We start from the raw sequence: 12,534 nt of genomic DNA, 5'->3' as shown, positions 1-12,534 counted from the left end.
CACCTCAAAGAGAAAGGAAATTCTATGTCAAATCTATCTGTTAATGCAATTCGTTTTCTAGGTATTGACGCCATCAACAAAGCAAACTCAGGTCACCCAGGGGTGGTTATGGGGGCTGCTCCAATGGCCTATAGCCTCTTTACAAAGCAACTTCGCATCAATCCAGCACAACCAAACTGGATCAACCGCGACCGTTTTATTCTTTCAGCAGGTCACGGCTCTATGCTTCTTTATGCCCTTCTTCACCTTTCTGGTTTTGAAGATGTTAGTATGGATGAAGTCAAGAACTTCCGCCAATGGGGTTCAAAAACACCAGGTCACCCAGAATTTGGCCATACTGCAGGGGTTGACGCTACAACTGGTCCTCTAGGACAAGGGATTTCTACTGCTACTGGTTTTGCCCAAGCAGAACGTTTCCTTGCAGCCAAGTATAACCGCGAAGGCTTCAATATCTTTGACCACTATACTTATGTGATCTGTGGCGACGGAGATTTAATGGAAGGTGTTTCAAGCGAGGCAGCTTCATACGCAGGTTTGCAAAAACTCGACAAGTTGGTTGTTCTTTATGATTCAAATGACATTAACTTGGATGGTGAGACAAAAGATTCCTTCACAGAAAGTGTTCGTGACCGTTACAATGCCTACGGTTGGCACACAGCCTTGGTTGAAGATGGGACAGACTTGGAAGCAATCCATGCTGCTATTGAAACAGCTAAAGCTTCAGGAAAACCATCTTTGATTGAAGTGAAGACTGTTATTGGATACGGTTCTCCAAACAAACAAGGAACTAATGCTGTACACGGTGCTCCTCTTGGAGCAGATGAAACTGCGGCTACTCGCCAAGCGCTCGGTTGGGACTATGAACCATTTGAAATTCCAGCTGAAGTTTATGCTGATTTCAAAGAAAATGTTGCAGATCGTGGCGCATCAGCGTATCAAGCTTGGACTAAATTAGTTGCTGACTATAAAGAGGCTCATCCAGAACTGGCTGCAGAAGTAGAAGCCATTATCGACGGCCGTGACCCAGTTGAGGTGACTCCGACAGACTTCCCAGCCTTAGAAAATGGTTTCTCTCAAGCAACTCGTAATTCAAGTCAAGATGCTTTGAATGTTGTCGCTGCCAAGTTACCAACTTTCTTAGGTGGATCAGCTGACCTTGCTCACTCAAACATGACTTATATCAAAACGGACGGACTTCAAGACGATGCTAATCGCTTGAATCGCAATATTCAGTTTGGTGTTCGTGAATTTGCAATGGGAACGATCTTGAATGGGATGGCCCTTCACGGTGGACTTCGTGTATACGGAGGTACTTTCTTCGTCTTCTCTGACTATGTGAAAGCAGCTGTCCGTTTGTCAGCCTTACAAGGACTTCCTGTGACTTATGTCTTCACCCATGACTCTATTGCGGTTGGTGAAGATGGTCCAACTCACGAACCAGTTGAACACCTAGCAGGTCTTCGTGCTATGCCAAATCTCAATGTTTTCCGCCCAGCAGATGCGCGTGAAACTCAAGCAGCTTGGTACCTTGCAGTGACAAGCGAAAAAACACCAACTGCCCTTGTTTTGACACGCCAAAACTTGACTGTTGAAGAGGGAACAGACTTTGATAAAGTTGCGAAAGGTGCCTATGTTGTCTATGAAAATGCAGCTGACTTTGACACGATCTTGATTGCAACAGGTTCTGAGGTCAATCTCGCTGTCGCAGCTGCCAAAGAATTGGCTGGTCAAGGTGCAAAAGTCCGCGTAGTCAGCATGCCATCTACAGATGTCTTTGACGCACAAGACGCAGCTTATAAGGAAGAAATCCTTCCAAATGCAGTTCGTCGTCGCGTTGCAGTTGAAATGGGAGCAACTCAAAACTGGTACAAATATGTTGGTCTTGATGGTGCAGTTCTTGGTATTGATACCTTTGGAGCATCTGCCCCAGCACCAAAAGTATTGGCAGAGTACGGATTTACTGTGGAAAATCTAGTCAAAGTAGTTCAAAACTTGAAATAATCACAAAAATCAGAGTGAAAACTCTGATTTTTTTATAACCATAAAAACAAGGCACAATCTTGTAAAAGTAGCTGAAATTTGATATAGTAGTCCTATGTAAAATACAAAGGAGAAAATACTATGGAAAATATTAGTCCAAATTTAACATTTGTGATCATGCTTGTAGGTATGTTTGCCTTGATGTTCTTTATGCAACGTTCTCAAAAGAAACAAGCACAAAAGCGTATGGAAAGTTTGAACAAGCTTCAAAAAGGCTATGAAGTGATCACAATCGGTGGACTCTACGGAACAGTGGATGAAGTAGATACTGAGAAACGAACAATCGTACTGGACGTAGATGGTGTTTATTTGACTTTTGAATTAGCTGCTATCAAGACAGTGTTGCCACTCAAAGAAGCTGTGACACCAGAAGGAGCAGTTATCGACGAAAGTGGAGCTATCGAAGAATAAAACGGGATCCTATTACTCCCGTTTTTCTATGATATGAGAGGAAAAGGGATGAAAAAAATAGTATTTGTGTGCTTGGGAAATATTTGTCGCAGTCCTATGGCAGAGTTTGTGATGAAGTCCATGACGAGTGATTATCAAGTTGAGAGTCGTGCAACTTCGTCTTGGGAACATGGCAATCCGATTCATAAGGGAACGCAAGGGATTTTCCAGCAGTATCAGATTCCTTATGACAAAGACAAAACATCGCTTCAGATTGGCAGAGAGGACTTTGAGTCGTTTGATTATATTATCGGTATGGATGCTTCAAACGTTTCAGATTTGCGTCAAATGTGTCCTCAGGAACAAGAGCACAAGATTTATGCTTTTGCATCTGAAAGTGTTCCAGATCCATGGTACACAGGAGATTTTGAGGAAACCTATGCGCGCATCACAAGTGGATGCCAAAGCTGGTTAGACCGTTTAGAAAATGAGAGTGACAATGGAAAAGTTTAAAGAAATCTTCGAAAAATATCGAGTATATCTAACTCGCCCTCGTATAGAGATTGCAACCGTTCTGCTAATCGCTATCTGTTCCGTGTCAGTTTTTCTACTAAACATACCAAAAAAAGGAGTACTGACACTTGACAATGGTGCGCTTGTTTATGATGGCACCTTGGTAAGAGGAAAGATGAATGGTCAGGGGACTATGACCTTTGAAAACGGGGACCAATACACAGGAGAGTTCAATAATGGGGCTTTCAATGGTAAAGGAACCTTCCAGTCCAAATCTGGCTGGAAATACGAAGGCGATTTTGTAAACGGCCAGGCCGAAGGTCAAGGGAAATTGACAACCGAGCAAGAAGTTGTCTATGAAGGAAGCTTTAAACAAGGCGTTTTCCAACAAAAACAATAACCTCCTGATTAGGAGGTATTCTTACAGACGGAAAAGAAAGCGCTTACCAGACTGCTTGTTAGAGAAGACTCCCCAATGTAGAAAAAGTTTGTGAAATAAAAATATTTTTATTCTAATTTCACAATCATTAGAGTAGAATCCCGTAGCACAGCGATATTGATAATAATTTCACAAATGAAACAAATTTCTTTGTGAAATCTGTATGAAACTGTTTACAAAGTCTGAAAAAAGAGTTATAATAAACTTGTGAAAAAATTAACAAAGGGTTTAAATCCTTTAAGGCTATGGAGGAAAATATGGCTGATAAAAAAACTGTAACACCTGAGCAAAAACAACTCGCTGCTGAAAAGCATGTAGACGGACTAGTACAAAAAGCTTTGGTTGCGCTTGATGAAATGCGCAAGTTGAATCAAGAACAAGTTGACTACATCGTAGCGAAAGCTTCGGTTGCAGCTCTTGATGCGCACGGTATCCTAGCACAACACGCAATTGAAGAAACTGGTCGTGGGGTATTTGAAGACAAGGCAACAAAAAACCTATTTGCCTGTGAACATGTAGTGAACAATATGCGTGGAGTTAAAACTGTCGGAGTTATCGAAGATGATCCCGTTACAGGATTGACTAAGATTGCAGAACCTGTCGGTGTTGTGTGTGGTGTCACTCCAACAACAAACCCAACATCAACAGCAATTTTCAAATCATTGATTGCTTTGAAAACACGTAATCCAATCGTTTTCGCTTTCCATCCATCAGCTCAAGAATCATCAGCTCACGCAGCACAAATCGTTCGCGATGCAGCGATTGCAGCTGGTGCTCCTGAAAACTGTGTTCAATGGATTACAAAGCCATCTATGGAAGCAACTGGAGCGCTAATGAACCACGAAGGTGTTGCAACTATTCTTGCAACTGGTGGGAATGCCATGGTTAAAGCTGCATACTCATGTGGGAAACCAGCTCTTGGAGTAGGTGCCGGAAACGTTCCTGCCTATGTAGAAAAATCTGCTGACCTTCGTCAAGCTGCCCATGACATCGTTATGTCTAAATCATTTGATAATGGTATGGTCTGTGCATCAGAACAAGCGGTTATCATTGATAAAGAAGTATATGACGAATTTGTAGAAGAATTCAAATCATATCACACTTACTTTGTAAACAAAAAAGAAAAAGCCCTTCTTGAAGAATTCTGTTTCGGCGTGAAAGCAAACAGCAAAAACTGTGCAGGTGCTAAACTAAATGCAAACATCGTTGGTAAACCAGCAGCATGGATTGCTGAACAAGCAGGATTTAGCGTTCCAGAAGGAACAAACATCTTGGCTGCAGAATGCGCAGAAGTAGGACCAAAAGAACCATTGACTCGTGAAAAATTGTCACCAGTTATCGCTGTCCTAAAAGCTGAAGATACAGAAGACGGTCTTAAAAAAGCTCGTCAAATGGTTGAGTTTAACGGACTTGGTCACTCAGCAGCTATCCATACAAAAGACGAAGCTCTTGCTAAACGCTTTGGTACAGAAATCAAAGCAATGCGTATTATCTGGAACTCTCCATCTACTTTCGGTGGTATCGGTGATGTATACAATGCCTTCATTCCATCATTGACACTTGGATGTGGTTCATATGGACACAACTCAGTCGGTGATAACGTGAGTGCGATCAACCTTCTAAACATCAAGAAAGTAGGGAAACGTAGAAATAATATGCAATGGTTTAAAGTTCCTTCAAAAATTTACTTCGAACGCAATTCTATCCAATACCTTCAAACATGTGAAGATATTGAACGCGTTATGATTGTTACAGATAAATCTATCGAAAAACTTGGCTTTGTTCAACGCATTATTGACCAATTGAACAAACGCAGCAACCGTGTAACTGTCCAAGTCTTCTCAGACGTTGAACCAGACCCAGATATCACAACTGTAGAACGTGGTACTGAAGTAATGAGAGCATTTGAACCAGACACAATCATCGCTCTTGGTGGTGGTTCTCCAATGGATGCAGCCAAAGTAATGTGGCTCTTCTACGAACAACCACAAATCGACTTCCGTGACTTGGTTCAAAAATTCATGGACATCCGTAAACGTGCCTTCCGCTTCCCATCACTTGGTAAAAAAGCGAAATACATTGGTATTCCAACAACTTCAGGTACAGGTTCAGAAGTAACACCATTTGCCGTTATCTCTGATAAGAAAAACAATCGTAAATACCCATTGGCTGACTACTCATTGACACCAACTATTGCGATTGTTGACCCTGCTTTGGTTGAGTCAGTTCCAGACTTCATCGCTGCGGATACAGGTATGGACGTCTTGACTCACGCGACTGAAGCTTACACTTCAAACTTTGCTAACGACTACACAGACGGTATCGCCCTTCAAACAATCAAACTTGTCTTTGAATGGTTGGAAAAATCTGTTAAGACAGCTGATCCAGAAGCTCGCGAAAAAATGCACAATGCATCTACAATGGCTGGTATGGCCTTTGCCAATGCCTTCCTTGGTATGAGCCACTCAATGGCCCACAAGATCGGTGCGGTTCACCATACTGTTCACGGACGTACAAACGCAATCTTGCTTCCATACGTTATCCGTTACAATGGTACTCGCCCATCTAAGACGACTACATGGCCTAAGTATAACTACTGGAAAGCTGACGAAAAATTCCAAGATATTGCTAGAATGCTTGGATTGCCTCACTCAACTCCAGAAGAAGCAGTTGAAGCGTATGCCAAAGCAGTTTACGATCTTGGTGAAGCAGTTGGAATCACAATGAACTTCAAAGGCTTTGGAATCGATGAAAAAGCTTGGAAAGACAGCTTGCATGAAATTGCCTTGCTTGCTTATGAAGACCAATGTTCACCTGCTAACCCTCGCTTGCCAATGGTAGCTGACATGGAAGAAATCATGGCAGATGCTTACTATGGCTATGCAGAACGTCCAGGACGTCGTAAATAATCGTTTATCAGCCTAGAGGCAGGAAATATCCTGTCTCTCTTTTTTTGTAAACTCTGAAAGCGTTGAAATTGGAGTTTCACCTTGAAATAAAGAGAATATACAGATATTATAAAAGATTCTAGAGATATGCTTTGAAAATAAAAAAATGGATGAATAAAAAGGGGGAGAAAAAGTAGAAAAGCGGGAGAGAAAATCAAGGTCAGCACTTGCAATTAAGCTCAAATAGTTATATAATAGGTTCGTTGAAAGGTGATTTGTAGTGATTCAAGTTACTCTTTTCACAATAAAATTTTCATGATTTTCATAAGGAGGAAATCACTAATGGTAGTTAAAGTTGGTATTAACGGTTTCGGACGTATCGGTCGTCTTGCTTTCCGCCGTATCCAAAACGTAGAAGGTGTTGAAGTTACTCGCATCAACGACCTTACAGATCCAGTTATGCTTGCACACTTGTTGAAATACGACACAACTCAAGGTCGTTTCGACGGTACTGTAGAAGTTAAAGAAGGTGGATTCGAAGTTAACGGTAAATTCGTTAAAGTTTCTGCTGAACGTGATCCAGAACAAATCGACTGGGCTACTGACGGTGTAGAAATCGTTCTTGAAGCAACTGGTTTCTTTGCTAAGAAAGATGCAGCTGAAAAACACCTTAAAGGTGGAGCTAAGAAAGTTGTTATCACTGCTCCTGGTGGAAACGACGTTAAAACAGTTGTATTTAACACTAACCACGATGTTCTTGACGGTACTGAAACAGTTATCTCAGGTGCTTCATGTACTACAAACTGCTTGGCTCCAATGGCTAAAGCTCTTCAAGATAACTTCGGTGTTGTAGAAGGATTGATGACTACTATCCACGCTTACACTGGTGACCAAATGATCCTTGACGGACCACACCGTGGTGGTGACCTTCGCCGTGCTCGCGCTGGTGCTGCAAACATCGTTCCTAACTCAACTGGTGCTGCTAAAGCTATCGGTCTTGTAATCCCAGAATTGAACGGTAAACTTGACGGATCTGCACAACGCGTTCCAACTCCAACTGGATCAGTTACTGAATTGGTAGCAGTTCTTGAAAAGAACGTTACTGTTGATGAAGTAAACGCAGCTATGAAAGCAGCTTCAAACGAATCATACGGTTACACAGAAGATCCAATCGTATCTTCAGATATCGTAGGTATGTCTTACGGTTCATTGTTTGACGCAACTCAAACTAAAGTTCTTGATGTTGACGGTAAACAATTGGTTAAAGTTGTATCATGGTACGACAACGAAATGTCATACACTGCACAACTTGTACGTACTCTTGAATACTTCGCAAAAATCGCTAAATAATTCTTGAGTCAATAAAAGCAAGACCAATAGGTCTTGCTTTTTCTATTTTTAGATAAAACAAAATGGATAATTTAGCGGTCATCCATTTTGTTTTAATTCTGTTTCAAAAGTATCCGAGAGGGCAGTAAAACTCAATTGTTCTAAGGTGAGTGGATGGGTAAAGGATAGTTGGAAGGCATGGAGCATGAGCCGACTCGTTTTTGATCTAGAGTTATAGAGAGGATCGCCCAGGATAGGGTGCTTATGGTGAGAAAGGTGAACACGAATCTGATGCGTTCGGCCGGTCTTTAGCTTGCAACGAACAAGAGAAGTCTTATTTGGAAATTGCTTTAGTCGACTTACCTGAGTTTCGGCATGTTGCCCACTTTTGGGATCTACCACTCGTTTTCTGCGATCGTGTCGATCACGACCAATTTTATCTCGGAAGATAAGTTCTTTACTCCCTACTTGCCCCTCTACGAGTGCCCAGTACTCGCGAGCAATTTCCTTTTTTTCCAACAAACGATTGAGAATGGGTAAGATAAAAGGATTTTTAGCAAAAAGCACTAAACCGCTTGTTTCCATATCCAGACGATGAACGACATAACAGATTTGGCCAACGTAGGCAGAGACATGGTTGAGAAGGGCAATTTCATCAGGCTGATTTCCATGAGTTTTCATTCCCTCTGGCTTGTTGACGATAATGAGATGTTGGTCTTGGTAAATCTCTTGAACGAAGCCTGGATTGCCCCAAAGGATTTCTTTTGGGGGATAATCTTCCTCGTCAAAAGTCAATTGGCAAACATCCCCTGGTTTGACCATCTCGTTCCAGTGAACTTGTTTTTGATTGATGAAGATGTTCTTCTTTGTTCTCAAAAAATGGCGGATTTTTCTAGGGATGAGGAGTTGTTCCTCTAGAAATTGTTTGACCGTCATTTGAGGCAAGGATTCGGGTAGTGTAAATGTGAATTGCATACAGATATTGTAACAAAAAAAGCCCTATTTGGATAGGGAGTAGCTAAATTCTTGAGTTCCTATGGTGAAGATGATAAAATAAACGCATGAAATTAGATAAATTATTTGAGAAGTTTCTTTCTCTCTTTAAAAAAGAAACGAATGAATCCGTGGAGTCTGATTCGACTAGCATGCGTCGTTCTCGTAGTGATCGAAAAAAATTGTCCCAAGTAGGCCCGATTCGAAAATTTTGGCGTCGTTATCATCTGACAAAAATCGTCATCATTTTAGGGTTAAGTGCAGGTTTGCTAGTAGGAACCTACCTATTTGCGATAGCCAAGTCTACCAATGTCAATGACTTACAAAATGCCCTGAAAACGCGAACTCTGATTTTTGACCGCGAAGAAAAAGAGGCAGGAGCCCTATCCGGTCAAAAGGGAACCTATGTTGAACTGACAGATATCAGCAAAGACTTACAAAATGCTGTCGTCGCGACAGAGGACCGTTCCTTTTATAAAAATGATGGGATTAACTATGGTCGTTTCTTTCTAGCCATCCTTACAGCGGGTCGTTCGGGAGGGGGGTCTACCATCACTCAACAGTTGGCGAAAAATGCCTATCTTTCCCAGGACCAGACCGTTGAAAGGAAGGCCAAGGAGTTTTTCCTTGCCTTAGAGTTAACAAAGAAATATAGCAAGGAGCAAATCCTTACTATGTACCTCAATAATGCCTATTTCGGAAACGGGGTATGGGGTGTTGAAGATGCAAGTAAGAAATATTTCGGTGTATCCGCTTCGCAACTAACGCTTGATCAGGCGGCGACTCTAGCAGGGATGCTCAAGGGACCAGAGTTGTATAATCCTTTGAATTCCATTGAAGATTCAACTAACCGCAGGGATACTGTTTTGCAAAATATGGTTGCAGCGGGCTATATTGATAAAAATCAAGAGACCGAAGCAGCTAGAGTAGATATGGCTTCTCAACTGCAAGATAAGTATGAAGGCAAAGTTTCGGATTATCGTTACCCGTCTTATTTTGATGCAGTTGTCAACGAAGCAGTTTCTAAGTACAATCTAACAGAAGAAGAGATTGTCAACAACGGCTATCGAATCTATACAGAACTTGACCAAAACTATCAAGCAAACATGCAGGTTATTTACGAAAACACTGCGCTGTTTCCAACGGCAGAAGACGGAACGCATGCTGAATCAGGTAGTGTTGCTCTAGAGCCTAAAACGGGTGGAGTGCGTGGAGTTGTTGGTCGCGTAGTTGGTGATGACAAACCAGGCTTCCGCAATTTCAACTATGCCACTCAGTCTAAGCGTAGCCCAGGCTCAACTATTAAACCTTTAGTTGTTTATACACCCGCAGTAGAAGCAGGATGGGCCTTGAATAAGCAACTGGATAATCATACGATGCAGTACAACAGTTATCAAGTAGACAACTATGCGGGTATTAAGACATCTCCTGAAGTACCTATGTATCAGGCCTTGGCGGAATCACTCAACCTACCAGCTGTTGCGACAGTAAATGAATTAGGTATTGACAAAGCTTTTGACGCTGGGGAGAGATTTGGCCTGAATATGGAAAAAGTTGACCGAGTTCTTGGAGTTGCTCTTGGTGGAGGTGTGGAGACGAATCCTCTCCAGATGGCGCAAGCCTATGCAGCCTTTGCCAATGGAGGTCTAATGCCTGAAGCGCATTTCATCACTCGTATTGAAAATGCCAGCGGTCAGGTCATCAAGAGTCATAAAAACTCCCAAAAACGAGTGATTGATAAGTCGGTAGCTGATAAAATGACCAGTATGATGCTAGGAACATTTACCAATGGTACGGGAATTAGTTCGTCACCAGCAGATTATGTTATGGCTGGTAAAACAGGTACGACTGAAGCTGTTTTCAACCCGGAATATACCAGTGACCAGTGGGTGATCGGTTATACTCCAGATGTGGTAATCAGCCACTGGCTTGGCTTCCCAACAACAGATGAGAATCATTATCTAGCAGGTTCGACTTCAAATGGAGCAGCCCATGTCTTTAGAAGTATGGCTAATACCATTTTGCCATACACTCCAGGTAGCACTTTTACAGTTGAGAATGCTTATAAACAAAATGGTATTGAACCAGAAAATACGAAAAAGCAGGTTGTTGAAAATGAGACAAACCAGTCTGAAGATCCGATAGGAGATATTCGTAGTCGTGCACAAAATCTTGTAGATGAAGCAGGACGTGCGATTTCAGAAGCTAAGATAAAAGAAAAAGCCCAGACAATATGGGACTCAATCCTTAATCTATTTCGTTAAGAGGCTTGTCAAAGCCTAGGTTTCTTGTTATAATAGATAAGATGGAGGCGTTATGGCACTAAAAAAAGCAAGCCTAGCTTGTGCAGTTTGTGGTTCAAGGAATTACTCAATCAAAATTAGTGGGAACCCCAAGCCAACACGACTAGAAGTAAATAAATTTTGTAAACATTGTGGAAAATATACGACACATAGAGAAACGAGATAGGAGAGAACGATGGGTTTTATTAAGGATATTTTTAAACTTCTTAAAGAAACAACTTGGCCAACTCGCAAAGAAAGCTGGAGAGATTTTCGCTCTATTATGGAATACACAGCCTTCTTTGTGGTCATCATTTACATTTTTGACCAGTTGATTGTTTCAGGTTTGATTCGATTTATTAACATTTTTTAGAAGAAAAGTGGAGAACTTCTGCTAGCTTTCTTCTATATATGTAATATGTATGAAAGGAAATATCATGGATAGTTTTGACAAGGGATGGTTTGTTCTACAAACTTATTCTGGCTATGAAAATAAGGTAAAAGAAAATCTATTGCAACGTGCACAAACTTATAACATGTTGGATAATATTCTACGCGTTGAGATTCCAACACAAACCGTGCAAGTTGAGAAAAATGGAAAGAAAAAGGAAGTTGAAGAGAATCGCTTTCCAGGTTATGTCCTTGTAGAAATGGTCATGACAGATGAAGCATGGTTCGTCGTTCGAAACACACCTAACGTAACAGGATTTGTCGGCTCACACGGGAACAGATCAAAACCAACTCCACTATTGGAACAGGAAATCCGTGATATCTTGGTTTCAATGGGACAAACTGTTCAAGAGTTTGATATTGATGTTGAAGTTGGCCAGACAGTCCGCATTATTGATGGTGCTTTTGCAGACTACACAGGTAAAATTACTGAAATTGATAACAACAAAGTGAAGATGATTATCTCTATGTTTGGTAATGATACGATTGCAGAAGTGAATCTCAACCAAATTGCAGAATTATAACCCCAGAGAGGCTTTGCCTCTCTTTTTATGTGCCGTTGAGGGAGGAAGAAGTATAGAATAGAGGAAGTAGACCCAGGGGCTCGTGCATTTTGCTAAACTAAATGCAGAAAGGAGAGGTCTATGAATCTGAAAGAATTGTACGAAGAAAGTAAGGGGATTGTCCATAAGTGTCGCAAGGATTATCACCTCCATCTATGGGAGAAAGAGGACTGGGACCAAGAAGGCATGTTATGTCTGTATGAGCTGGTGAGTCGTAACCCACAGTTATTAGAGGGCGAGCGCCATCAACTATATGTCTGTTTTAAAACAAAGTTTAGAAATCGTATCCTAGATTACATCCGTAAACAGGAAAGTCACAAGCGTCGTTTCGATAAAGAACCCTATGAGGAGGTAAGTGAGATTAGTCACCGCTTAGGAGAAAAAGGGTTGAGACTAGATGATTATTATCTCTTTCACGAACTTCTGAAGACATACAAATCCGAGCAGAGTAAGGAAAAACAAGAGTTGGTGGACCGTCTCATGGGAGGAGAAATCTTCAGAGGACGCAAGGCCCTACTGAGGGAGCTTTCTATCGTCTTCCAAGAATTTGTATAGGTTGAAAAAAAGTCCTTGACAAAGGGGAAAAAGTAGGTATAATAGAAAGAGTTGAAAAACTCAAGGTCCGTTGGTCAAGGGGTTAAGACACC

At 41.5% G+C, this 12,534-nt stretch carries 12 protein-coding genes; 11 read left to right on the top strand and 1 reads right to left on the bottom strand.

Features of this window, described 5'->3' with window-relative positions; all coding sequences use genetic code 11:
- Positions 1-24: 24 nt before the first annotated feature.
- The 6 genes from tkt (at position 25) to gap (ending at position 7,620) form a co-directional block, all read left to right on the top strand.
- The gene (gene tkt, locus MK385_RS08790) at positions 25-2,001 is read left to right on the top strand and encodes a transketolase (RefSeq protein ID WP_268725844.1); all 1,977 of its coding nucleotides are present in this window, start codon (positions 25-27) and stop codon (positions 1,999-2,001) included.
- A gap of 129 nt (positions 2,002-2,130) precedes the next feature.
- On the top strand, positions 2,131-2,451 hold the full coding sequence (gene yajC / locus MK385_RS08785) for a preprotein translocase subunit YajC (protein WP_025168480.1): 321 nt from the start codon (positions 2,131-2,133) through the stop codon (positions 2,449-2,451).
- Positions 2,452-2,499: 48 nt separating this feature from the next.
- A complete protein-coding gene (locus MK385_RS08780) occupies positions 2,500-2,943 on the top strand; it encodes a low molecular weight protein-tyrosine-phosphatase (protein ID WP_268725843.1) in 444 nt (147 codons plus the stop codon).
- Positions 2,930-3,343, top strand: coding sequence for an MORN repeat-containing protein (locus MK385_RS08775; RefSeq protein ID WP_268725842.1), 414 nt, complete (start codon positions 2,930-2,932; stop codon positions 3,341-3,343). Before MK385_RS08780 ends, MK385_RS08775 begins: the two co-directional genes overlap by 14 nt.
- A 296-nt stretch (positions 3,344-3,639) precedes the next feature.
- Positions 3,640-6,291 (top strand): bifunctional acetaldehyde-CoA/alcohol dehydrogenase, encoded by a 2,652-nt coding sequence (gene adhE / locus MK385_RS08770; protein WP_268725841.1) that lies wholly within the window; start codon positions 3,640-3,642, stop codon positions 6,289-6,291.
- Positions 6,292-6,612: 321 nt separating this feature from the next.
- Positions 6,613-7,620 carry a type I glyceraldehyde-3-phosphate dehydrogenase gene (gene gap / locus MK385_RS08765; RefSeq protein WP_000260682.1) on the top strand — a complete coding sequence of 336 codons (1,008 nt, stop codon included), beginning with the start codon at positions 6,613-6,615 and terminating at the stop codon, positions 7,618-7,620.
- 78 nt (positions 7,621-7,698) lie between these two features.
- Here gap and MK385_RS08760 read toward each other — a convergent pair whose 3' ends face one another.
- Positions 7,699-8,574 (bottom strand): RluA family pseudouridine synthase, encoded by an 876-nt coding sequence (locus MK385_RS08760; protein ID WP_268725840.1) that lies wholly within the window; start codon positions 8,572-8,574, stop codon positions 7,699-7,701.
- An 86-nt stretch (positions 8,575-8,660) separates the two neighbouring features.
- Here MK385_RS08760 and pbp2a point away from each other — a divergent pair, with 86 nt between their 5' ends.
- The 5 genes from pbp2a to MK385_RS08735 all read left to right on the top strand — a co-directional run bounded on the left by pbp2a (position 8,661) and on the right by MK385_RS08735 (position 12,442).
- Complete coding sequence (gene pbp2a / locus MK385_RS08755) at positions 8,661-10,856, top strand: penicillin-binding protein PBP2A (RefSeq protein WP_268725839.1); 2,196 nt, start codon at positions 8,661-8,663, stop codon at positions 10,854-10,856.
- A gap of 52 nt (positions 10,857-10,908) precedes the next feature.
- Positions 10,909-11,061 (top strand): 50S ribosomal protein L33, encoded by a 153-nt coding sequence (gene rpmG, locus MK385_RS08750; RefSeq protein ID WP_001809375.1) that lies wholly within the window; start codon positions 10,909-10,911, stop codon positions 11,059-11,061.
- Between the two features lie 9 nt (positions 11,062-11,070).
- The gene (gene secE, locus MK385_RS08745; protein ID WP_000505776.1) at positions 11,071-11,247 is read left to right on the top strand and encodes a preprotein translocase subunit SecE; all 177 of its coding nucleotides are present in this window, start codon (positions 11,071-11,073) and stop codon (positions 11,245-11,247) included.
- Between the two features lie 64 nt (positions 11,248-11,311).
- Complete coding sequence (gene nusG / locus MK385_RS08740; RefSeq protein ID WP_000376732.1) at positions 11,312-11,848, top strand: transcription termination/antitermination protein NusG; 537 nt, start codon at positions 11,312-11,314, stop codon at positions 11,846-11,848.
- 120 nt (positions 11,849-11,968) lie between these two features.
- Complete coding sequence (locus MK385_RS08735; protein ID WP_268725838.1) at positions 11,969-12,442, top strand: sigma-70 family RNA polymerase sigma factor; 474 nt, start codon at positions 11,969-11,971, stop codon at positions 12,440-12,442.
- Positions 12,443-12,534: the final 92 nt, after the last annotated feature.

Source organism: Streptococcus oralis (assembly GCF_026782125.1).
Classification (GTDB): Bacteria; Bacillota; Bacilli; order Lactobacillales; family Streptococcaceae; genus Streptococcus; species Streptococcus oralis_CE.
Note: the sequence above shows the minus strand (reverse complement) of the source record. Positions and strands in the feature narration are given on the sequence as shown.